Annotated in this window: 22 protein-coding genes, 2 pseudogenes and 1 riboswitch; of the genes and pseudogenes, 13 read left to right on the forward strand and 11 right to left on the reverse strand. The window is 33.9% G+C overall.

Annotation, left to right across the window (positions count from 1 at the left end):
* Positions 1-430: 430 nt before the first annotated feature.
* The 3 genes and pseudogenes from KA873_RS08330 to KA873_RS08340 all read left to right on the forward strand — a co-directional run.
* Positions 431-580 carry a hypothetical protein gene (locus tag KA873_RS08330; RefSeq protein WP_210140231.1) on the forward strand — a complete coding sequence of 50 codons (150 nt, stop codon included), beginning with the start codon at positions 431-433 and terminating at the stop codon, positions 578-580.
* Positions 581-605: 25 nt separating this feature from the next.
* Positions 606-845 (forward strand): hypothetical protein, encoded by a 240-nt coding sequence (locus KA873_RS08335; protein ID WP_210140232.1) that lies wholly within the window; start codon positions 606-608, stop codon positions 843-845.
* A gap of 231 nt (positions 846-1,076) precedes the next feature.
* A pseudogene (locus KA873_RS08340) lies at positions 1,077-1,618 on the forward strand (tyrosine-type recombinase/integrase); the annotation flags it as partial.
* A 366-nt stretch (positions 1,619-1,984) separates the two neighbouring features.
* Here KA873_RS08340 and guaA read toward each other — a convergent pair.
* Genes guaA through xpt form a run of 4 tightly spaced genes read right to left on the reverse strand, consistent with a single transcriptional unit; the run spans position 1,985 to position 6,897 of the window.
* Entirely contained in the window at positions 1,985-3,526 is a 1,542-nt protein-coding gene (gene guaA, locus KA873_RS08345; RefSeq protein ID WP_210140233.1) for a glutamine-hydrolyzing GMP synthase, read from the reverse strand.
* Between the two features lie 20 nt (positions 3,527-3,546).
* Positions 3,547-5,013 carry an IMP dehydrogenase gene (gene guaB, locus KA873_RS08350; RefSeq protein ID WP_107383871.1) on the reverse strand — a complete coding sequence of 489 codons (1,467 nt, stop codon included), beginning with the start codon at positions 5,011-5,013 and terminating at the stop codon, positions 3,547-3,549.
* A 37-nt stretch (positions 5,014-5,050) separates the two neighbouring features.
* Positions 5,051-6,319, reverse strand: coding sequence for a xanthine permease PbuX (pbuX, locus tag KA873_RS08355; protein ID WP_046207045.1), 1,269 nt, complete (start codon positions 6,317-6,319; stop codon positions 5,051-5,053).
* Entirely contained in the window at positions 6,316-6,897 is a 582-nt protein-coding gene (gene xpt / locus KA873_RS08360) for a xanthine phosphoribosyltransferase (RefSeq protein WP_210140234.1), read from the reverse strand. Before xpt ends, pbuX begins: the two co-directional genes overlap by 4 nt.
* A gap of 248 nt (positions 6,898-7,145) precedes the next feature.
* A riboswitch (purine riboswitch) is annotated at positions 7,146-7,248 on the reverse strand.
* Positions 7,249-7,475: 227 nt separating this feature from the next.
* Between xpt and KA873_RS08365 the strand changes: the two genes are divergently transcribed.
* The 4 genes from KA873_RS08365 (at position 7,476) to KA873_RS08380 (ending at position 11,801) form a co-directional block, all read left to right on the forward strand.
* Complete coding sequence (locus KA873_RS08365; RefSeq protein WP_107383869.1) at positions 7,476-7,889, forward strand: general stress protein; 414 nt, start codon at positions 7,476-7,478, stop codon at positions 7,887-7,889.
* A gap of 247 nt (positions 7,890-8,136) precedes the next feature.
* Positions 8,137-8,802: a hypothetical protein gene (locus tag KA873_RS08370; protein ID WP_107385937.1), complete on the forward strand. Its 666-nt coding sequence runs from the start codon at positions 8,137-8,139 to the stop codon at positions 8,800-8,802.
* A 121-nt stretch (positions 8,803-8,923) separates the two neighbouring features.
* A complete protein-coding gene (locus tag KA873_RS08375) occupies positions 8,924-9,952 on the forward strand; it encodes a hypothetical protein (protein ID WP_107385938.1) in 1,029 nt (342 codons plus the stop codon).
* A 466-nt stretch (positions 9,953-10,418) separates the two neighbouring features.
* Positions 10,419-11,801, forward strand: a complete 1,383-nt coding sequence (locus tag KA873_RS08380) for an L-cystine transporter (RefSeq protein WP_107383866.1) — start codon at positions 10,419-10,421, stop codon at positions 11,799-11,801.
* A gap of 132 nt (positions 11,802-11,933) precedes the next feature.
* On the opposite strand, the gene KA873_RS13575 is transcribed toward KA873_RS08380, so the two are convergent.
* From KA873_RS13575 to nfsA, 6 genes and pseudogenes are all read right to left on the reverse strand, one after another.
* Entirely contained in the window at positions 11,934-12,113 is a 180-nt protein-coding gene (locus tag KA873_RS13575; RefSeq protein ID WP_107383865.1) for a hypothetical protein, read from the reverse strand.
* A 90-nt stretch (positions 12,114-12,203) separates the two neighbouring features.
* Positions 12,204-13,094: an L-serine ammonia-lyase, iron-sulfur-dependent, subunit alpha gene (gene sdaAA / locus KA873_RS08385; protein WP_210140235.1), complete on the reverse strand. Its 891-nt coding sequence runs from the start codon at positions 13,092-13,094 to the stop codon at positions 12,204-12,206.
* A gap of 12 nt (positions 13,095-13,106) precedes the next feature.
* Complete coding sequence (gene sdaAB, locus KA873_RS08390; protein WP_107383863.1) at positions 13,107-13,784, reverse strand: L-serine ammonia-lyase, iron-sulfur-dependent subunit beta; 678 nt, start codon at positions 13,782-13,784, stop codon at positions 13,107-13,109.
* Positions 13,785-13,796: 12 nt separating this feature from the next.
* Positions 13,797-14,831: a PTS sugar transporter subunit IIC gene (locus tag KA873_RS08395; RefSeq protein WP_107385940.1), complete on the reverse strand. Its 1,035-nt coding sequence runs from the start codon at positions 14,829-14,831 to the stop codon at positions 13,797-13,799.
* Positions 14,832-15,380: 549 nt separating this feature from the next.
* A complete protein-coding gene (locus tag KA873_RS08400; protein WP_107383882.1) occupies positions 15,381-15,947 on the reverse strand; it encodes a hypothetical protein in 567 nt (188 codons plus the stop codon).
* Between the two features lie 75 nt (positions 15,948-16,022).
* Positions 16,023-16,777: pseudogene (gene nfsA / locus KA873_RS08405) on the reverse strand (oxygen-insensitive NADPH nitroreductase).
* A gap of 397 nt (positions 16,778-17,174) precedes the next feature.
* On the opposite strand from nfsA, the gene KA873_RS08410 reads away from it, so the two are divergent.
* From KA873_RS08410 to KA873_RS08435, 6 genes are all read left to right on the forward strand, one after another.
* Complete coding sequence (locus KA873_RS08410) at positions 17,175-19,166, forward strand: catalase (protein ID WP_210140236.1); 1,992 nt, start codon at positions 17,175-17,177, stop codon at positions 19,164-19,166.
* A gap of 278 nt (positions 19,167-19,444) precedes the next feature.
* On the forward strand, positions 19,445-19,795 hold the full coding sequence (locus KA873_RS08415; protein ID WP_107383859.1) for a helix-turn-helix domain-containing protein: 351 nt from the start codon (positions 19,445-19,447) through the stop codon (positions 19,793-19,795).
* A 561-nt stretch (positions 19,796-20,356) separates the two neighbouring features.
* The gene (ahpC, locus tag KA873_RS08420; RefSeq protein WP_107383858.1) at positions 20,357-20,926 is read left to right on the forward strand and encodes an alkyl hydroperoxide reductase subunit C; all 570 of its coding nucleotides are present in this window, start codon (positions 20,357-20,359) and stop codon (positions 20,924-20,926) included.
* A gap of 16 nt (positions 20,927-20,942) precedes the next feature.
* Complete coding sequence (gene ahpF, locus KA873_RS08425; RefSeq protein WP_210140237.1) at positions 20,943-22,466, forward strand: alkyl hydroperoxide reductase subunit F; 1,524 nt, start codon at positions 20,943-20,945, stop codon at positions 22,464-22,466.
* 271 nt (positions 22,467-22,737) lie between these two features.
* Positions 22,738-23,358 (forward strand): NDxxF motif lipoprotein, encoded by a 621-nt coding sequence (locus KA873_RS08430; RefSeq protein ID WP_210140238.1) that lies wholly within the window; start codon positions 22,738-22,740, stop codon positions 23,356-23,358.
* A 321-nt stretch (positions 23,359-23,679) separates the two neighbouring features.
* On the forward strand, positions 23,680-23,895 hold the full coding sequence (locus KA873_RS08435) for a hypothetical protein (protein WP_107383855.1): 216 nt from the start codon (positions 23,680-23,682) through the stop codon (positions 23,893-23,895).
* Positions 23,896-23,949: 54 nt separating this feature from the next.
* Here KA873_RS08435 and KA873_RS08440 read toward each other — a convergent pair whose 3' ends face one another.
* Entirely contained in the window at positions 23,950-24,528 is a 579-nt protein-coding gene (locus tag KA873_RS08440) for a histidine phosphatase family protein (protein ID WP_107505024.1), read from the reverse strand.
* Positions 24,529-24,561 lie beyond the last annotated feature (33 nt).

Raw genomic sequence — 24,561 nt, forward strand, 5'->3', positions numbered from 1 at the left:
ATTTAAATCTCAGTACTTATTAGTAAATTACATAAAAGACGACACTAACCATTACACAAAGGAGCTTTAATGTGGAGTATATTGTAGGTACAGTAATTAAAGTTATAAATTTCATTTTAAGTACAATGCTCGATGGTTACTTGTATATTAAGGAATTTATTAAAGTGAGAAAGAAAAATAAGGATTAGCAGCACCCACTACATGTCTTTACACACGTACGCCCTATTTTAAGGTTGCGAGATACATAGTAATATTTTAATTAAATAGTGTTGAAAGTAGAGGAGTGATTACATGAAATTTGGTAAATATAAATACGATTACAACTATTTAATTATGTCCATACCACTTTTAGTAGTATCTATATTTGTACCAGCAGTTTTTGTAGTATTTGTAATTTGCTTAATATACGGATTTGAGGAGCGTAAATAGGATGGATATTATGAAGTTCGGTAAGTATAAAGTAGATGAAACGTACTTTGTTTTCGCAATGACATTTCTAGTATTATCTATTACTGTAATGCCTTTATTTTTGGTTATTAGCTTATCATTTTTAGTATTTAGCTTTAAGAAAGAGAAATAATACATAACAAAGGGGGAAATTTATCATGCAATTTAAATTTAATGAGTGGAATGTCACTGTAAATGGAAAAGGTTCACATGATGTTGTTGTTAATGAAGATACATTATTAATTTTACAAGGATACCAACACGTTGAAATAGCATTAAAAATAGATAATGATACCATACAAGTAAAATCTTTAGGTTATAACGAAGATGTAAGTATTAACCCTGTAACTAAAGAAATTATTGTTAATGTGGCTAACTTATTAGAAGATGATGAATAATTTATAATCAAGTCAAGTATTTATTAAAAGACAAATAAATTTCTTCATGGGTAGTACGCCTACCCTATTTATTTTATATCTTAAGTAGGGATAACGTATGTGGCATGAACAATTCACTAATAAATATAATCAAATACAGTATTGTTTCTATGAGAAGTATAAAGACCATATATCTACAAATGGAAACGTGTGAGCGTTGTTCTAAATAAGAATGATAAGTAGTCGCAGAAAGAAGCTCAAAGTCTCTTAAATGAGCGTATAGGGGAATTATTAGCAATTCAACCAGATAATATTGATTTTGATAATAAAACCTTAGAAATAAACGGTACAATTCATTGGCGTAATGAAAATAATACAGTAGGCTTTAAAGATACAACCAAAACTGAGGCTTCTTATAGATTAATTTCACTAACCTCTCGTAGTTGTGACATTTTACGCAAAACTATATTAGAGAATAAAAAGGCTATTCAATGGGAATCTATGTATCAAGATAGAGGATTTATATTCACTAATCATCGTGGCAATCCTATGTCGCTTAGTACCATAAATAGAAATATGCAACAATCAGCATCTAGCGTAGGCATGACAAAGCACATAACAAGTCACACTATGCGTCACAGTCACATATCATTATTATCTCAGTTTGGCGTGCTCTCCAAGCCATTATGGGGCGTGTAGGTCGCACTGACCATAAGACTACACTACAGATATATAGTCACATAACTGAGCAAATAGATAAAGATATGATGAATAAATTAGAAAAAATACAATAATTTATAATACAATAGAAAGAGTGATAACATGAATTTTATTATTTATCCTTTGTTATTCGGATTGATTTTCGCTTTATTTAAAACTTTAGATTTATGGTATTCAAAGAGAATCGCAAAGACATCTACAAGTGATTGGAGATTCAACCCTCATTTAATTTGGATACTATTTATAGTCGGTGTATTTATAGGAATTGCGTATGTTTTATTATTCAAATAATTCTTAATACTAGAGAGGTAACTTCTATCGATTATCTCTTGTCATGCCCGAAATTCATAAAATTGCAAACTATGCCCTTTTCACATTCTAAAACCCACAAAACACCCCCTTAAGCCTATGCTCAAGGGGGTGTTCATCATTCTATTCTATTATTCCCACTCTATGGTACTTGGGGGCTTAGATGTAATATCATAAACAACACGGTTCACGTGGTCTACTTCATTAACAATTCTGCTTGAAATTTTTTGTAAGACTTCCCAATCAATACGTGCAAAGTCACTTGTCATACCATCAATAGATGTCACTGCGCGAATACCTACAGTGTGGTCATATGTCCGGTAGTCTCCCATGACACCTACGGATTGAATACCAGGTAACACTGTGAAATACTGCCATATATCACGTTCAAGACCTTCTTCACGAATGACTTGTCTTAAAATCGCATCTGATTCGCGTACGATTTCAAGTTTATCTTCTGTAATTTCACCCAGCACACGAATACCTAAACCTGGACCTGGGAAAGGCTGTCTCCATACTAAGTGTTTTGGAATACCTAATTCGATACCTAATTCACGCACCTCATCTTTGAATAATGTATTAATAGGTTCAATTAATTGGAATTCCATATCTTCAGGTAATCCGCCTACATTATGGTGTGATTTAATCGTTTGTGCTGTTTTTGTACCTGATTCAATAACGTCTGTATACAATGTGCCCTGCGCTAAGAAATCAACACCTTTTAGCTTAGATGCTTCATCATCAAAGACATAAACGAATTCATTACCAATGATTTTACGTTTTTGTTCCGGATCTGACACACCTTGCAGTTTATTCATAAAACGTTCTTGAGCATCGACACGAATGATGTTCATGTTGAAACCTTCACCAAATTGTTCCATGACCATGTCGCCTTCACCTTTACGTAATAAGCCATGGTCTACGAAGATACATGTTAATTGGTCGCCGATCGCTTTGTGTAATAATACTGCAACTACAGATGAGTCTACACCACCGCTCATTGCACATAGCACCCTGCGATCACCAACTAGTTCGCGAATTTTTTCAACTTCGATATCTATAAAGTTTTCCATTGACCATTCGCCAGTACATTCACACACGCGACGTACAAAGTTACGTAATAAGTCGTTACCAAATTCAGTGTGACGTACTTCAGGATGGAATTGAACACCGTAGATACGGCGTGATTTATCTTCAATTGCTGCATAGTTCGTACTTGGACTGTCTGCAATCACTTCAAAACCTTCTGGGATTTCAATAACTTTATCTGAATGACTCATCCAAACATTTTGTTCTTCAGGTAATCCGAAGAATAATTCGTCAGTTTTCGCATTAATCACGGCTTTACCGTATTCTCTTTCATTGGCACGTTCAACTTTCCCGCCTAACAATTTAGTTGTTAATTGCATGCCATAACAAATACCTAGAATAGGAATACCTAAATTGTAAATTTCTGGGTCAATCGTAAAAGAGTTCTCTTCATATACTGAATTTGGTCCTCCTGAAAGGATAATCCCTTTCGGATTCATGCGTTTAATTTCTTCAATGCTGATTTCATGGTCGTGCAGTTCACTATACACACCCATTTCACGTATACGACGTGTAATTAATTGGTTATATTGGCTACCAAAATCTAAAACAAGTATGAGCTCTTGCTCTTTCGCCATTTCCATAACTTTAAATCTCCTTTAACTTAGAATGAATAATTTGGTGATTCTTTTGTAATTTGCACATCATGTGGGTGACTTTCTGCTAAACCAGCAGGTCCCATACGTGTAAATTGTGCTTCTTCTCTTAATGCTTCTAAGTTTCTTGAACCAGTGTAGCCCATGCCTGATCTCACACCGCCCATAAGTTGGTAAATCGTATCTTGTAATGGACCTTTGTAAGCAATACGACCTTCAATACCTTCAGGCACGAATTTTTTAGGAGCTTTATCTTCTTGGAAATAACGGTCGTTAGAACCACTTTCCATTGCACCTAATGAGCCCATACCTCTATATACTTTATATTGTCTACCTTGGAATACTTCTGTAGCACCAGGACTTTCTTCAGTACCTGCAAGTAAGCTACCTAGCATCACAGCATGTCCACCTGCAGCTAACGCTTTGATAATGTCTCCTGAGAATTTAATACCACCATCAGCAATAATAGACTTTCCTTGCTTACGTGCTTCTGTTGCACAGTCATATACAGCTGTAATTTGTGGTACACCTACACCAGCAACAACACGAGTCGTACAAATTGAGCCAGGTCCGATACCTACTTTGACAACATCTGCACCTGCTTCATATAAAGCTTTAGTTCCTGCAGCAGTTGCCACGTTTCCAGCAACTAATGTTACTTGTGGGAATTTTTCTTTAATGTGTTTAACTTGTTCTAAAACGCCTTTAGAATGTCCATGAGCTGTATCAATAACTAAGGCATCTACACCCGCTTCAACTAATTTTTCAGCGCGAATATCCGTATCTTTTGCGATACCAATTGCTGCACCTACTAGCAATCTGCCAAGTTTGTCTTTAGCAGAATTGGGGAATTCAAGTACTTTTTCAATGTCTTTGATTGTGATTAAACCTTCTAATTTACCATCTTTAACTAACGGTAATTTTTCTATTTTATGTTGCTGTAATAGTTCTTCAGCTTCATCTAAAGTAGTGCCTACAGGTGCTGTAATTAAGTTTTCTTTAGTCATAACATCTGAAATCTTAATAGAGAAATCTTCAATAAAACGTAAATCACGGTTTGTTAAAATACCGACTAATGTTCTCTCTTCTTCATTATTTACAATAGGTACACCTGAAATACGATATTTACCCATCAACGCTTCTGCTTCATACACACTTTCTTCTGGCGTTAAGAAGAATGGGTTTGAAATAACACCGTTTTCTGAGCGTTTAACTTTTTGAACTTCATCTGCTTGATCTTCAATATTCATATTTTTATGAATAACACCTAGACCACCTTGTCTAGCCATTGAGATCGCCATTTTGGATTCAGTTACAGTATCCATACCTGCTGAAATAACAGGGATATTTAATTTAATACCTTCTGATAATTGAACACTTAAGTCTACTTCTTTCGGCAATACATCTGATTCTGCTGGTAACAATAACACATCATCAAAAGTTAAAGATTCTTTTTCAAACTTATTTTCCCACATATGAATACAGCCTCCTAATATTTGTTTTATAGCTCCATTATTCCATAGTTTCTATGTTTTGTTGATTCTTAATGCCGTTAAAAAAGAAATTCAAAACAATTGCTGAAATAGCACCAAGTACAATACCATTTTGAGTTAGCCATGCGAATTGGTCTCCTAAAGCTTGAAATGCTTGAGGTACTGCACTTATACCCGTTCCTAGTCCAACTGATACCGCGATTACCAACAAATTATTTTGATTTTTGAAATTAATATTACCTAATATACTAACACCATATGCCATAACCATGCCAAACATTGCTATCATTGCACCACCTAATACTGGTAGAGGAATCATATTTGCTAAGGCACCCAATTTAGGGATACATCCACAAATAATAAGCAAGATAACCATGCCATAGATAACTTTGTTCTTTTTAGCACCAGATAAAGATACTAATCCCACATTTTGAGAATAAGCGGTATACGGGAACGCATTAAAAATGGATCCTAAGATAATCGCGATACCTTCAGCAGTATAACCTTTACGAAAATCTTTTCTCTCCAATTTCTTACCTGTAATTTCACTTAATGCATGGTAAACACCTGTTGATTCTATCAGACTGACTAATGCAACAATAAAGAATACTAAAGTTGCACCAAAATCAAAGCTGAATGTTGAAAATCTGAATGGTTGTGGTAATGAAAACCAATGTGCTTCACCAACTTGTTTCACATCAACAATGCCAAATATTGACGCTAATACAGTACCTACAATTAAGCCAATCAATATGGCAATTGATTTTAAGAAACCTGTTGTAAAACGTTGCACAATTAATATGACTATTAATGTAATTACACCAAGTAAAATGTTTTTGGCATCACCAAAATTTTTAGCACCTTCTCCACCTGCTAAATAATTCATCGCTACTGGCATCAAATTGATACCTATAATTGTAACGACACTGCCTGTCACAACTGGTGGAAAGAATTTAACTAAATATGAAAAAAATGGAGCAATGATGACAACTAATATACCTGATAAGAAAAGGGAACCGTATAAATCACCGATACCTTTAGTTTGCCCGATTAAAATCATCGGTGCAACGGCTGTAAATGTACAGCCTAAGACAATGGGCAACCCAGTACCTGTACCTTTCCAAACTTGTAAAAATGTGGCTACACCACACATGAAAATATCAACAGTGACTAAGAAGGCAATTTGTTCTGGAGTAAAATCTAGGCTTGTCCCTACAATAATTGGTACGAGTATAGCGCCTGCATACATCGCCAATAGATGTTGTAAACTTAAGATGAATGTCTTCATGATTGTTCCTCTAAAAATGTCACTTTGTTACCACTTAGAGAAGCAACTTTACATAAAGACGATACTTTCAATCCTGCTGTTTCTAAACGTTCTCTGCCTGGTTGGAAACTCTTTTCAACTACAATACCTATGCCAACAGTTTCAGCATTGGCTTGTTGAACAATTTCATTTAAACCTAATGATGCATCACCATTAGCTAAGAAATCATCGACGATTAATACGCGATCATTTTCGTCTAAAAATTCATCTGAAACCACTACAGTACTCGTCGTATTTTTAGTGAATGAATGGATATCAGCTTGATAAGTATTTTTCTTTAACGTGCTAGGCTTTGCTTTTTTAGCAAATAAACACGGCACATCAAAGTGCATTGCTGCCATGATTGCTGGTGCAATACCAGATGCCTCAATCGTTAATACTTTAGTAATCCCTTCATCTTTAAATTGATTATAAAACGTTAGTCCTACGTCGTGCATCAGCTTTGCGTCTATTTGATGATTTAAAAACCCATCTACTTTCAAAATTTTCTCATCAATGACGACACCGTCTGCCTCAACTTTCCGTTTTAACAAATCCACTCAAAAAACCTCCTCATTTTTTATACAAAAAAAATCCTAAACTAACTTAGTTTCAGGATCTATGAGTGAACGTGCAATACTATAAAGAACTGATGTTTAACTTACAACATGTACGTTGCAAATTAAGTCTTCAACATTCATTTCCCTAATTATGTAAAAATTGAAAACACTACAATTGTTTTAGAAGATTATATGTATAACTTCATTTCCCTAATAAAGCTTTAAAACGATTGGAGTTGAATGCTTTTTGTATTGTATTGGTTACCCATAGTCATGTCGTTAATGGCAACATGGTAGAAACTTCTAGAGCCATATCCTCTAGATTATATGAGTTAGATAAATTATTAACTGATGATAGCAAATTTCAGCATGATTTTCAATACGAACATTATAAGTAAGCGCTTTAAATAAAGAGATTTAATAATAACCAACGCTTCTAGTAACCGTTTTCTTTACTTTAAAATCAAGATTGTCAGATACGTCACTTCATTATATAATAAAAATATATTCGTTTTACCTAGTGGTTCATAGGGAAAGTATTAGATAAACAATAGAAAAGTGGACGGAGGGACAAGACAATGGCTGATTTTACAATTGTACAAAGCAAAGATGAAATACTACCAACTATCCAACAAAAATTGTCAGAAGGATATGTTGAATCTGAAATTTCAGTATTAAGTAAGACAAAACTTCATTTTGATGAGTTACATGATTCTGAAGTAAACCTAACAGCAACGAGTGGTTCATTCAGTGACAAAATGGCAAAAATTTTAACTGGAGAAGACGGTGAAGAAACTGTTTTAGCTTATTACGATATTAATGATTATGACAAAGAACGTTATAAAAAAGAACTTCTTGATAATAACTTTCTAGTTGTTGCAACTAGAGATAACTCTTCTCATGAAGAAGTTCAAGAAGCAAACGCTGCATATGCACGTAATACTGTTGAAGATAAGCATTACGCAGAAGAAACAAACGGACCAAAATCCTAATCTTCGCTTAATCAAAATTGTGATTTAATGTAATTATTTAAAAATGGTCACAACATACTTTCAAATTATTGCTTAACATATAGACAACCTTTATCAGGAGCGAACACAGAAAATCACTATGTATTTTGTGGTTTCTGTCTCGCTCCTATTTTATTTCTATTACAAATGATACATACAATATTTTCACTGATTTCCATTAATTTACTATGTTATAATAAACGCATTATTATTGGGGGTGCATCTATTCATGGATTTTAAGACTATCAAATCAATTGATGATCCATTATTTAAAGCAGCATTAAAACTATACGATGGACAATTTGACATTGATTTATCTGAAGATGAACAAATATTTAAACAATCTTTAAAAAATGAACATACCAAAGATGACTATATCTTTTTAGTAGGCTTACAGTCAGATAAAGTTGTTAGTTTAGCAACTGCACATTATGAAGCGACGACAAATTCTGCATTTTTAATCTATCTGATTGCAAATGATCAACCGGATCACGATGAATTAATTACAAATACTTTGGCACGTATTGAAAAGGAAATTAATTATTTATCCAATCAATTACATGAACACGATGTAAACTTTATTATGCTAGAGGTACCGAAAGAACCAGAACTTGTTTCAGAAGATGAGCAACAAGTGCTCAGTAATAGACGTGAATTTTTATTTAGTCATGGCTTTGAAAAGCAATATGATTTAGATTATCTAGCCCCAAATTTAAATGGATATTCAGAGGGATCACCGAAAGATTTATTTATCAAATCTAATATAGAACTGACAAAAGACATATATGGACCATGTATTAAATCAAACTATATATTAAAGTATGTATTTGCAAATAGAATTTCTAGAAGTATTATTTACCCATTGTTAGAAGAAATGGATTTACGTAAATCATAGTGTACACCACTTGAAATCACTGTTAAAACAGTTTAGACTAACATAGAGGTAAGACTGACGTTTCACTAACCGAAGACAAACGTCCGTATACATAAAATCATTTATGAAAGGACTCATTTCTATGTTAACTAAAGAATTTGCACAACGTGTTGAGCTAAGTGAAAAGCAAGTCCGTAAAATCGTTCAACATTTAGAAGAACGCGGTTATCAACTTAGTAAAACTGAATATCGTGGCCGCGAAGCTACAGATTTCCAAGAAGAGGATATTGAACTCTTCCAAGATATTGCTGAAAAAGTTAAACAGACAAATAGCTATGATTTAGCTTTTGAAGAACTCGAAAAGGAAAAAGATTTTCTACAGGTGTTAGTCAAAGAAGATGACAACAATCTACCTTCAGACCAAAATGTATCTCTACTCGTAGAGGACTTACGTACTGAAATTCAAAATATGCGTGACGAGCGCCAAATGCTAGGACAAATGATTAATCAAGTACACCAACAACAGCAAGAATTGCATAAAATGCAAAATCAGATTACTTCTAAATTAGAAGAAAATACAGAATCACTTAAAGCAATTCAATCATCTACAGACGAAATTAAATCTACACAAAGTGTCATTCAAGATTCTCAAAAAGAACAAACTGAACTTGTGAAATCTAATGTCGAATCTGAGCATGTGTATACAAATCAAAGTTCAACAGATAACGACGCAAATGCGTTCACTGAAAATACAACTGAACAAGCTAATACTAAAGTAACACCTGAAAAAATGGCTGACACAACAGATCCTCATACAAATGAAGTTTCTGAAAATGTATCAGCAGAAACTGTTGATGAAGAAATCACACAAATTAGTGAACAACCTACAGCACAATCAGCAAATTCAGAAGCTGAAAAACAAACTTCCAAAGCAAACACGGCTGATAAATCAGATGCCCCTGTTGAATCAGGTACTCACAAAGAAACTTCTGAAGTTGAGCAACAAACAGATAATAATAAAGAAGACGCATCAGCGTCATCTACTACAAATGAGTCAGATTCACAGCAATCAAATGCATCTCAAGAGGCTACTTCATACGCTTCGCCACTTGCTAAAGAAGAGCACAAAGAAGAACGTAAAGGATTTTTCGCACGCCTCTTTAATTTATAAGTGACAGATGATTCCAAGGCATAAAAGCTTTTGGTTAAAAAGAAACGTCAATTTCTATTGAAATAGTATAGAAATTGACGTTTCTTTGTTTTGCATGAAATCTCGTAGCTTGTTGTGTAACTATTTTCCTAATATTCAGGGCTACTTCGACTTATTAAATCCTCGTTTAACTATCATATTGCTCGAATCGAATCCCTTCTAAGAATGGCCACCAGCATTTCTAAATCAAAATTCCCCCTAATTTCATCTTTGCTGTATTGCTAATTAATTTAGCCACAAACGCCTTGACACCACACCCTACCTAGGTTTATAGCTTCTCCAATTCTGTTTCAAAAATAAAGTCATGTAAATTTCATAATTTTTTTGAGTAATTGACTTGAATATTATTCGTTTTGCTACTATCCTTAGTATGCGTATCGGATTTAACAAAATAAATTAAATAATAGAAAGTGTAGGTCTTGTTTTTATGTTACTAACAATTTTAAACATCATTATTTTTGCGGCCTTCCTTATCGGATTATATGTAATGGCAAGAAGACATGTTTCATTTCCTAAACGTGTCTTTACAGCATTAGGCATCGGGATTGTCTTTGGAATTGCTATTCATTTAATATACGGTGTGGACTCAAAGGTCACTAAACAAACCACAGATTGGTTTAGTATAGTTGGAGATGGCTATATTTCATTCTTACAAATGATTGTTATACCTTTAATCTTTATTTCAATCGTTTCAGCATTTACTAAAATTAATATTGGAGAAAAATTTGCTAAAATTGGCATCTATATCTTCATTTTCTTAATTGGGACTGTAGCAATTGCAGCAATTATCGGTATTATCTCAGCACTTGTCTTTGGTTTAGACGCATCTACAATTGATTTAGGTAGTGCCGAAAGCTCAAGAGGTAGTGAACTCGCAAGTCAAGCTAAGGATATGACAGCGAACACGCTACCACAACAAATCTTAGAATTATTACCAAGTAACCCATTCTTAGATTTCACTGGTCAACGTACAACATCAACAATCGCTGTTGTAATCTTTGCTGCGTTTGTTGGCTTTGCATTCTTACGCGTTATGCGTAAACAACCAGAAAGCGGTCATTTACTTAAACGTGGTATCGATGCAATTTATAATATCGTTATGGCGATTGTGACATTTGTACTACGTCTAACACCATATGGTATTTTAGCTATAATGGCGAATACAATCGCGACAAGTGATTTTGGTGCAATATGGACGTTAGGTAAATTTGTTATCGCATCTTATGCGGCATTAATTGTAATGTATATCATTCACTTACTCATTGTAACTGGTATGGGACTAAACCCTGTTACATTTGTTAAGAAAACATCTGAAGTATTGTTATTTGCATTTACTTCTCGTTCAAGTGCTGGTTCATTACCACTCAATGTCCAAACTCAAAAAAATCGTTTAGGTGTACCGGATGGTATTGCAAACTTCTCAGCTTCGTTTGGTCTTTCTATTGGTCAAAACGGCTGTGCTGGTATTTATCCAGCAATGTTAGCAATAATGGTAGCACCAGCAGCTGGTGTTGAAGTTAATTTACAATTTATATTATCTGTCATCGGCATTGTCGTGATTAGTTCATTTGGTGTTGCTGGTGTTGGTGGTGGCGCAACATTCGCCTCTATCATTGTATTATCTACTTTAAATTTACCTGTTGCATTAGCTGGTGTGCTGATTTCAGTAGAACCACTTATCGATATGGGCCGTACTGCATTAAATGTTAACGACTCTATGCTTGCTGGTACAGGTACAGCTAAATTGACAAACAACTTAGATACTGACACTTATCATTCAAAAGAATACGGTGAAATCACAAGTTCATAATAACAAGACAACACATACTATGAACTTTGGATATCTTTTATAAATGTAATTAAAGGTTGGAACGCTTGTCGTTCCAACCTTTTTTCATTTCTATACTTTCAATATATTTTCAATTCTATTTTAATCATATTACTATTTTTGTCGTTTTATCGTTATCATTAGTTTTACGTAATTATAAATAAAGACAATAATCAAACTTAGCGACAATGATTTCAACAATAGGTTGACCCATGTACCGTCTGTAGTTAAGTAATACGTTACGATACTATTTATAACAAACACAATAAAAATAAGCCCTAGCTTCAGTAACATGTCTCCCACCTCTTTTAATTCAGTTTAGTGGGAAACATGTATTTTTTCAATTCAATTTTTTATGCTAGTAATTTATATGTCCTTAGTTATTTAAGTTTCAACACTTGTTTCTCCAAATATCTTTTTCTTTATCGCTTCTCCAGTAGGCGTTCCAGCTAGACCTCCCAATCCAGTTTCTCTTAACGATGCTGGCAAGTTACGTCCTACTCTATCCATCGCCTCTATCACTTCATCAACTGGTATTCTGCTTTTTATTCCCGCTAATGCTAAATCAGCTGAAATTAGTCCGTTACCTGAACCTATAGCATTACGCATAACACACGGTATTTCAACCAACCCTGCCACAGGATCACAAACCAATCCTAATAAATTACTGATAGCTAAAGCCATCGCATGACCACTTTCTTCAGGTGTTCCACCAAATATCTCAACTGCTGCCGCTGCTGCAATTGCGGATGCTGATCCCACCTCTGCCTGACAACCACCAATGGCACCCGCAACACTTGCATTGTTTGCGATGATTTTGCCACATAGTGCGGCTGCAAATAAAAAGTCGATCATCTGTGCTTGTGTTAATCCATGTGTCTTTTCTAACTTGAATAGTATGCCTGGTATTGTACCTGATGAACCAGCAGTTGGCGTTGCACAAATGATTCCCATCGCAGCATTTACTTCATTTGTCGATATTGCGCCTTTTAAAGCTTCTACCATATCATGTCCAGATAAAGCATGGTAATGCTCATTATATCGATCTAGTTTCACGGCATCTTGTCCTGTATAGCCCGTAACACTTTTTACGCCTTCTCCAGAAAGTCCCTTTTCTAAAGCTTCTCTCATAACATCAAGGTTTTGTTTCATTAATGCACGAACTTCATCCCTTGAAATCCCTTTTATATCCATCTCCTCACGAATCATCATTTCAGCAAATGTTGTGTTGTGCGTCATTGCATAATCTATAATTTCTCGCATTGAATGATACATATTGCCACTCCTCTAACAGATATATGAAAAATTTAATTCTTTATATTTCTCGCGTAACCTACTTAAACTATCTATATTTAAAGCTTTATTTAAGTGTAATGCCAATAAACACTTGTCATCATTAATTGTTTTTATCTCTTCATTAATATCTACTTCATACTCAATCAAGTCATTAATCAAATGGTTAATTAATGAAATATTGGCTGCTCCATCTACAACCAAAATAGGTAATGCGTGATGCATAAGGATACAAAGACCGTCCACGTGAATACTTTTAATCTTGATTGTACCTCCACCGATTGAAATACCATTAATTTCCACATGTCGTTCGTTGCCATCTAATTTAATTAATGCGCAGTTAGGATGCTCACCTAAGCTAGCACTTGTTTCTTCTATAATTTCTATATCAATATTTTGAGCTTCAGCAAATGAAATAGCGTCTTTAATACGTTCATCAAATGTACTGAAACCCAATGATCCACCTATAATCGCTAAATCTGTTCCATGCCCCTTGTGCGTGGAGGCAAATGATTCATAATAATGAATTACAATTTTTTGAGGTTCACATTGTAGTACTGTGCGTGCAGCATTACCTATTTTTACTGCACCTGCCGTGTGAGAACTAGAAGGCCCCATCATAATTGGACCAATCACATCAAAAGCACTTTGATAATCTTGTTTTCTTGCCATTCTTCTCTCTCCTTAATTTGTCTGTTTTTTCATTCTAGGTAGATTGAAATTTAAGCTTGTCATATTAAATTTATTAATCATTTTTCCTATAACTAGACTTAATAAAATACTAGTAATTGATACCGTAACAATCGTTATTACAGACCTAATTGGATCATTGAATCCAAACAATACAATAGCACCGGCAATTGGCGTCGCCATACCTGTCACATTGATTACTAATCCACTAAATGTGACGATACATGCGTTTACAACACCAATAAGCGCATTTGTACCATAGAGTTGTAAAGGATACTTCGCAATAATATCTATTTGGGTTAATGGTTCAACTGCAACAGCAAAAGCTTTAGAAGCGTTACCTATTTTTAATTGTTTAAACATAATGAAATTGACAAATGAGCTACCCGTACATGTCAGTGCACCAATTGCCATTGGCAAACCAGTTAGTCCTAATAAACTTGTTAATACCATAGAACTAAGTGGTGTCATACCTGTAACAGGAATAATGAGACCTAAAATAATTGCTAAGACATAGGGATTGTTATCACCAACAGCTGTCACGGCACTACCAATTTGTTTTAATAATGCGATAACACCCGGGCTCATAATACTTGCAAGAAGGAATGAAACAGCAGGAGCAAATAAAATTACAGTAATTAAATCTAAGCCTTCAGGGACTTTCTTTTCTAAAAATTTAATAGCAAAAGAAACTAAATAAGCAGCTAAAAAAGCAGGTAGTAATTTAAAATCATGAAGTACTAAACCAACGATTACGGCAAAAACTGGCGAGACACCTAATTTTAAACAAGTAAGAAAGCCGACTGCCACACCACTTAAACTACCGGCTAAGTCACCAATCTCTTGCAAAAATTTAATGTCAAAGACACCGCCAATGGCATAACTTAAAAATGCTTGCGGTAAGAAGGTTGCACAGGCAGCGCCCGATAATGCTTGTAGTCCTTTCTTACCATAAGGTGCAAAGTTTAAAAATAGCGTCATAGCTAACAAAACAATGAGTAGCGTTCCTACACCTAAAATAATATCCATTTCCTCAAACCTCTTTCTATTTTCATTGATATCTATCACTTTTTTATTTCCAACCACATCATAAAACTTTGTGAAAGCACTTACAATGGCAAAAAACAGACTTTTATGAAATATTTGTGAATAAATTCACAAAATAGAGAATTTTATATAATATAATAAACAATTTAACAAATTGATTATTATATTAAGTTAATGGATTTATGAAAACGAATAATCATTAAACCTGGATATACGTTCAAAAGCTATTAAAAGTTGTACAAACACTTGAATTTTCTTTATTATCATAAAATATTAAGCACTGTCATTGCGCAACAAACTCAAAAATTCCATAAAAAAACGCCAATTTCTATATTGTTACAATAGAAATTGACGTTTACTGTTTAAGCCAAACTGTTGAAATTACAAACGCTTAAAGCATTGACAATATTGAGTTAATCAACTTAATAACTCTATTTAATATGAAAATGTTTCATGCTTAATTATTTTTCTTAACGACGTCTCTTCTATAATTTCATTAAGGATGATTTTATCGTCACTTTTTAATATTTGCTATCTTGGTTTGAAGGGACCCCAAGTGATTTTCTGTTTGCCATCTAACGGAATGGTGTCAATCGTATTCGATACATCATCAAACCACTTTAAAAATGCAGGGTTTTTGTCTAGATGCGCTTCGGCACTATCTTCACTAATATCGTGTAAATACCATGCCTTGCTTTCAAATTCATATTGAATCTGTGAATATGCGAGCCGAGTTAAATCAACACTATCGTATAAACAGTTCACATGTTTCACGAGATTCGGTGCTTGTGAAATTAAACTATTAGATATGGTTTTTTTATGCGTTTGATTATCTAAATCATTCCACATTCTTAACTGGCCGTCCATTTGGAAGAATATATCTATCGTAGAATCATCTTCGTTAAATGAAATAAGAATAAATATACGTTCTGCTGTGTGATCAACGGAATTAATTGCTCCGACAACTAACTTTTGGGCCATTTTCACCCAATAAGCTTGAGCTTCTTGAGGGGTTAGTTTACTGCTAGAAGAATAAATATATTGCTCATTAGCTTTATGATTTCCATGCGTTTTCTTACCAAAAAATTTATCAAACATGCTCAACATAACCAACCCCTTTCTTAGATATGGCCTATCCATCATAAATGACACGCAACAGAAGTTGTCAGTGAATTATTTTTTAATAAAACCTGATTTATTCAATTGTTCTAACATATCTAGTCTCTGCTTAGCACTCATAAAATTAGAAATTTGTTCCGACCATGTTTCATTACGTTCGCCATTTGTACGAGATGCATAATATTTACTTACGGTTTCATCGTAATCTGCCAATGTTTTACGTTGCGTTTCTTTATCGCTGTCGTATTTATTGTGATGGAAGATATTTTCAAGTGGTAAGCGTGGCTTAGGATTTCCATTTTCATCATCTGCTGGCAGACCTAATGCCATACCAAATAATGGGAAAGTATGTTTAGGTAAGTCTAAAACTTCACGCACACGTTCAACATCATTTCTAAGTGATCCTAAATAAACCATGCCATATCCCATATCTTCAGCTGCAGCAGCAATATTTTGAGCAACTAATGTCGCATCAATCGTGCCGACCAATAAACCTTCTGCTGATTCAAATGATGTCGCCATATCTTTTTTAGTATTTTCATTTACAATTGCATGTCTGTAATAATCCATGACAAAAACAAATAAATAACCGTTTTCTACCACATAAGGTTGACCTGAGACTTCTTTCAAGTCTTCTTTAATTTCAGGATCATCTATGCCTATAATTGAATAAGCTTGTAAATAACTTGACGTTGAAGCGCTTTGACCCGCCTCAATTAATTTTTTAATATGTTCTTCTGAAATAGGTTCATCCTTAAAGCTTCTGACTGAATGGTGTTTTTCAATAAGTTGTATACATAATCAGACATGTATTATCCGCTCCTCTTTTATGTAAATGTTTATAGTATTTAAATGTTAACAAAGCTCGTAATGAATTGCTTGTTATTTGTTTACCCTTTTTTCACTCTAATTAAATGTTAATCCCCTATTAAATATTAGGTATTCATAAAATATATGAACAAAATAAAGCTCTAATGTAACGTTTATGTGACTCAAAAAATAAGTCATCTTAACACACATATGTCATAAATGAATATACAACACATACTTCTAAAAATTTTTCTCTCAGACTTCGCATAAGCACAAACATTTTTGCGTTTTGTAAAATACCTCGTTAAAAAAATAATAATGTTCAAAATTAATTCAAAAATTGAAATGTTTTTAAAATCATTAATGTGGAACGATAGTAATAAGGGGGTAATTCATTTGAGTAACAAAAAACAGGAACAATTAAAAAATGTAGAAAAAAACAATGACGATAAAGCAATGACGACGAATAATGGTGTTAAAGTTAACGAGGATGAAAACACCTTAACTGTTGGTGAACGTGGTCCTAGCTTACTAGAAGATTTTCATTTTAGAGAAAAAATTATGCACTTTGACCATGAACGTATTCCTGAAAGAATCGTACATGCACGTGGTTTTGGCGCTCACGGTGAATTCCAAGTTTACAAAGACTTATCTGAATACACTTCTGCAGACTTTTTAACACATCCTGAAAAGACTACCCCAGTGTTTGTCAGATTCTCTACTGTCCAAGGGTCAAAAGGTTCTCCAGACACAGTAAGAGACGTGCGTGGTTTTGCTACAAAATTCTATACAGATGAAGGTATTTTTGATTTAGTAGGTAATGACATACCTGTTTTCTTTATACAGGACGCTATTAAATTTCCAGATTTAATTCACGCTGTTAAACCTGAACCGCACAATGAAATGCCTCAAGGTGGCACTGCACACGATACATTTTGGGACTTTTTCGCACAAAACCCAGAAACAATGCACACGGCTGTTTGGGCTATGAGTGACAGAGGAATCCCTAAAAATTTCAGACAAATTGAAGGCTTTGGTGTTCATACTTTCCGTTTAGTTAATAGTAAAGGTCAATCCTATTTTGTTAAATTCCATTGGAAGCCAGTTCAAGGTTTAGAATCATTGGTATGGGATGAGGCACAAATCTTATCTGGTAAAGATATTGATTTCCACCGTAAAGATTTATATGAAGCAATTGAAAAGGGAGACTACCCTGAGTGGGAATTAGGTCTTCAAGTCATACGACCAGAACAAGAATTTGATTTTGATTTTGATATTTTAGACCCAACAAAAATATGGCCCGAAGATGAGGTTCCAGTTGAAATTGTTGGCAAAATGACGTTGAATCAAAATGTATCTAATGTTTTTGACGAAACAGAACAAGCCGCATTCCATCCTGGTCACATCGTACCTGGCATTGATTTTTCTAACGATCCTCTATTACAGGGACGTTTATTCTCATATACAGATACGCAAATATCAAGATTGGGCGGACCAAACTTTAATCAAATCCCAATTAATCGACCAGTTAACGAAGTACACAACAATCAAAGAGACGCTATGCATCAAATGAATATCCACAAAGGACAAACAGCATACCACAACAATGCTTTAAACAATAACGATCCTCACACAACACCTAAAGAAGAAGGCGGCTATGAACATTATCAAGAAAAAGTTGAAGGCCGTAAAATACAAAAACGTAGTGAAAGCTTTAAAGACTATTACAGTCAAGCTAAACTTTATTTAAACAGTTTAACAGAGCCTGAATTTGACCATACCGTAGATGGATTTTCATTTGAAATTGGTAAATGTAAATCAGCTATGGTTAAACAAAATGCAGTAAATCAATTGAACAAAGTTGATCGTACTTTGGCAGAGCGTGTCGCAGCAAATGTAGGTGTCGAAGTTCCAGAAGAAAATGAAGAAGTACAAACTGATGCAAAAGATAGTAAGTTAACAATGGAAAAATTCGATATACCGTTACCTGGACATTCTGTAGCAGTACTAGTGAATGGTGAAATAAATGAGGAAACATTAAAATCATACGCAAAAACATTTGTCGACAACAAACTCAACTACGCTTTTGTAGGTAAGCAACCCAAGGATATCACTAAAGATTTCGGCATAACTGAGACGTATGATACTGCACACCCTACATTATTTGATAGTGTATTTGTAATTTCAGATGGTACACAATTATCACCTGATGCAGAGGCATTTGCTGAACTCACTTACAAACACAACAAACCGTTAGTAGTTAATCAAGCCGCATCAGAAAAACTATCAAGTGCAAAACTAGACTTGGACGCACCTGGTGTATTTATTTCAGATGATGCTCAAACAATTGTTCAAGCATTTGAACGCGCAAGATATTGGGACAGATAAACTTATAAAATTAAAATCATCTGTCCATTAAATGATATATTTAATTATACAAAAGGGCGAGAAAGAAATTTTTCATTGTAATTTAATTTCTTTCTCGTCTTTTTTATGTATATATGGGTAAATACATATTAAATATTTAAAGATTTAATTTTAAGCTCTATTCATTCCAAAACACCTCCAAATATGCAATCGCAACTACTAGTTGCACACTAAGAAACGATTAAGTGCGTGACATTACATGTTTATACAGTTAATTTCAAATAAAAGGAGTGATAACTATGGAAATTGGAACACGAATCAAAGAACAACGTGAACTCAAAAATTGGTCACAAGACGAACTTGCAGAAATATTAAATATTTCACGCCAAAGCATTTCAAAATGGGAACTAAACAAAGTCTATCCTAGTATTGATATGCTTATTAAAATGAGCGATTTATTCGACGTATCTTTAGATGAACTCATTAAAGGAGATAAAGCATTTAAAAAGACGATTATTGAAACCTATCAACAACCTGTTTCTAATCAGAAAGATCGACCTATGAATGGTTGGGAATTTTTATCCAACTATTGGTGGTTATTCTTCCCTGTAGCGTTTATTATTTGGTGGATGGTACAGTCGTTTGTTTGATTATAAAAACCAATGCTTCCAAAAATTAAAATAATTACTCTATGCAATTTAATCATTCAATAAATACAGTTATCTATTTTTAGTATGAAACCGTTGAATAAATGTAAAAATGCGATGACAGTGTTGAACAATAAATCTATGAATTATCATTAAGAATGATGTAATATTCGCTTATCATTACAAATTCCGAATGCAGTAATTGCATTCACAAATTTGTGACAATTTTTATAAGCCCATCATATCAAACTTTCATAGCCTCCCTTCTCAATTCTTATGTTTAGTTGAGAATAGGAAGGCTATTTATTGAGTGTGAAAGAAAATACAAATAATGTATATGCTTTCATTTTTGAATGTAGTTGAATCAACTTTATTGTCTTCCAATGCAAATAACGAGCACGATTTATAACTATTGTGCTTTGAAGGTTCTAATGTTGACGAAACGATAGCTACATGCAATAATAGTAAACGAAAGATTAGAATTATTATAATTAAGAAATTATGATAATCTAATTCAATAATACTTAAACTAACACTAAGTTATTAAATAGGAGGATGTTTCACATGTCTTTAATCAACAAGGAAATTTTACCATTTACAGCTAATGCTTACGATCCAAAGAAAGATGAGTTTTTCGAAGTTTCTGATGAAAACTTAAAAGGTTCTTGGAGTGTCGTTTGCTTCTACCCAGCAGACTTCTCATTCGTATGCCCTACTGAATTAGAAGATTTACAAAATCAATATGATAAATTACAAGAATTAGGTGTAAACGTATATTCAGTTTCAACTGATACACACTTCGTGCACAAAGCTTGGCATGATCATTCTGAAGCGATTAACAAAATTCAATATACAATGATTGGTGACCCTTCACAAACAATCACTCGTAATTTTGACGTATTAGATGAAGAACTCGGCCTAGCTCAACGTGGTACATTTATCGTTGACCCTGATGGTGTAGTTCAAGCAGCTGAAGTTAATGCAGACGGTATTGGCCGTGATGCAAGTACATTAGTACACAAAATTAAAGCAGCGCAATATGTACGTCAACACCCAGGTGAAGTTTGCCCAGCAAAATGGGAAGAAGGTTCAGAAACATTACAACCTGGTCTTGACTTAGTAGGTAAAATCTAAGGAGGCATTGATTTGAATGCTTAATGATCAGCTAAAATCACAATTACAACAATTACTTCAATTAATGGAAGGTGATGTTGTACTAAGCGCAAGTCTTGGTACAGATGATAAATCAAAAGAACTAAAAGAGTTGCTAGATGAAGTTGCTGCAGCATCATCCCATATCACAATTGAAGAGAAAGACTTAAAACGCACCCCAAGTTTTACAGTGGATAAACCTGACGAAGATACAGGTATTACATTCGCTGGTTTACCTATGGGTCATGAATTTAATTCACTTGTATTAGCTTTATTACAAGTAAGTGGTCGCGCACCTAAAGAAGAACAATCTGTAATAGATCAAATTAAAGCTTTAGATCGCCCACTCAATTTTGAAACTTATATTAGTTTAACTTGTCAAAAATGCCCTGATGTCGTTCAAGCATTGAACTTAATGAGTTTATTAAACCCAAATATTACTCATACAATGATTGATGGTGCTATTTTCAGAGAAGAATCTGAAGATATCATGGCAGTGCCAGCTATCTATTTAGATGGTGAAGAATTTGGCAATGGACGCATGACAGTACAAGATATATTATCTGAACTAGGTAGTAAAGCAGACCCTTCAGAATTCAACGATAAAGATCCTTATGACGTGTTAATCGTTGGCGGTGGCCCTGCGAGTGGTAGTGCCGCTATCTATACTGCACGTAAAGGATTGCGCACTGGTATTGTTGCTGATCGCATTGGTGGTCAAGTCAATGATACTGCAACAATCGAAAACTTTATTACTGTCAAAGAAACAGACGGTCCTAAATTCTCATCTGCACTTGAAGATCATGTAAAACAATATAATGTGGATATCATGACAGGTGTCAGAGCAAGTGATATTGAAAAAACAGACAATGGTATTGTTATCACTTTAGATAATGATGCTAAATTACAAAGTAAAACTGTTATTATTGCTACAGGTGCACGCTGGCGTAAGTTAGAAGTACCTGGTGAAGAAGCCCTTATTAATAAAGGGGTGGCATTCTGCCCGCACTGTGACGGACCTCTATTTGAAAATAAAAACGTTGCTGTTGTTGGTGGCGGTAACTCAGGTGTTGAAGCTGCAATAGACTTAGCAGGTATTGTAGAACATGTTACCCTACTTGAGCGTAACGCTACGCTTAGAGCAGACAACGTATTACAAGAACGTTTAAACTCTTTACCAAACGTTACAATTATTAAAAACGCACAAACAACCGAAGTATTAGGTGAAACTTCAGTTACTGGTCTTAAATATCAAGACAAAGCAACTGGTGAAGATCACACGATAGAATTGGAAGGTATATTCGTACAAATCGGACTACTTCCAAATACAGAATGGTTAGAAAATTACGTTGAATTAAACCAAGCAAATGAAATAATCATTGATCGTAAAAATGCTACAAGCATCCCTGGAGTATTTGCTGCAGGTGATGTCACAGACGATCGTAATAAACAAATCATTATTTCAATGGGCGCAGGTGCAAATGCTGCACTAAATGCATTTGATTATATTATTCGACACTAATCACTTCCCTATTCAAATAGATTATAAAGGAGGACCAAATTGGTTCTCCTTTTTATTTTTGTTGTTTTAGCTTCTATGTGATAGTAGAGACTTTTTTCGTTGTTATGAAACGTATAGACTCGAATTTTCAAACTTTGTTCAAAAGATTGTGCGTTTAACTTTACGACATCTATATCAATCAATAGCTTGAAATGATAGTCTTAGGTTATAATTTCAAAAGCACATAAATTAATATATAAATCGGACTATTATTAAAGGAGCAATACGTTTTATGAAAAAAAGTATACTTATAACATTAGTACTCATGCTAACTATGATACTCACAGCATGTGCTAATGGCGATTCAAATGGTGATAAGCAACACAGTGAGAAACACGCCCCTTCAAATGTAAAAAAAGTTACAGAAAATGATATCTTTGATACTAACAAAAAGGGAGAAAATATAAGCGAGGCGGAAATGAACAAAGCGATTAAAAAATATCTGGATGTTAATTCAGATATCCTCGACAATAAATATTTATTACAATATAAATTAGATAAACAAACCGGTACAGATACTAAAATTACTGATGCACAAGCAAAAAGATTATCTAATTTATCACACAATGCGGTTAAAAATGACGTACGTTTCAAAAAATTTGTCAAAGACAATCATCTACCTAAAGGTTATAAAGACGATGTTGATCGAATCATAAACTATTTCACAGCGTTAAATACCACTATTAAAGATGCTGATAAACAAATTGAAGAAGTAAACTATCAACCTCAAAATAAGCTAAACGTAGTAGACGTACCAGCAGAAAATGCAGGTAACGTAAATGGTAAAAAACAAGAAAAAATCAAAAAATTCCTTAAAGATAAGGGTATTAAAAGTGATGCAATAGATAAGTAAATACAGTTTTATGGAACTACTTGAATTTGTGAACATTTTTTGAATAATTATCAAATCCACTTTAAATTGATATCAAAATAAACATGATGCATTACAAAATGATGACATTACCTATTTCCAGCACTATAAAGCCTTTTAAGCGCTTACTTAAGATTATATGATTCATATTGACTTATGTTTGTAAAAAACCTTACACGATTGTAAGGTTTTTTAATATAATATGCCTTTTTTTCTCAGAGAAGTATTTGTTATCCTATGTTATAAGATTGAACATAGTAAACGTAGGAGCACAGCCGAAAACTTTTTTAAGGAGGTCGCACTATGGTAATTACAATTTTACTAGGTGCTATGGCTGCTGTCTTCATAGCTTTTAATCTCTTTGAGAAAAAAGAAACTTATGGCGTAATTTCATATAAATCTATTGCTTTAAGTATTACTTACGTCATACTCGCAGTTATTGTTGGTAGTTTCTTAGACAATATCAACACTGTATTCCAAGGATTTCACGATAGCTTAACAGCAGCAAAAAAATATTAACCTGAACTGAGTAGATAAACAGTTCAGGTTTTTTAATACATGATTTTATCGATACTATAGCTCAATTTCATAAGGTACACAGTTTTCAATTTTCTTATCTATCACAGATGTTTTATTTTCATAACCTAAATAAACGAAACAACACCTAATTACAACTTGGTGAGCAATGATTACAACCGTATCTAAAGATGTATCTAGTTCTTGTTTAAAAAATGATTCTACACGTTGTAACACATCTTCATAACTTTCCCCTGCTGGTGCTTTTTGAGTAAAACTGTGTCTAAACGAACTGTTTGGACCGCCGTTAAAATATGTTGCAAATTGAGTATCTTGTTCAATTTCACTCACTTTTTCGCCCTCAAACTTACCTAAAGAACGTTCTCTCAATAATGTCGTCACACTTGCCGGAATATCTTTATCAAAAATTGCATTATAAGTCTGTCGCGTTCTTGTTAAATCAGACATATAGATATGATCAATTTTTAATTTATTAAAATGATGTTGTAATAATTGTGCATCTCGAGCGCCTTTTTCAGTTAATGGAACGTCTAATTGACCACAAAAATAATGATTCCCTTCTTTTTTATCATAATTTGATTTTGATTCACCATGGCGAATTAAGTATAACTTCATATGTTTGTACTCCTTTGCATTTTTAAATAAGGT

This window comes from Staphylococcus sp. GDY8P45P, from assembly GCF_017892745.1.
GTDB lineage: Bacteria > Bacillota > Bacilli > Staphylococcales > Staphylococcaceae > Staphylococcus > Staphylococcus cohnii.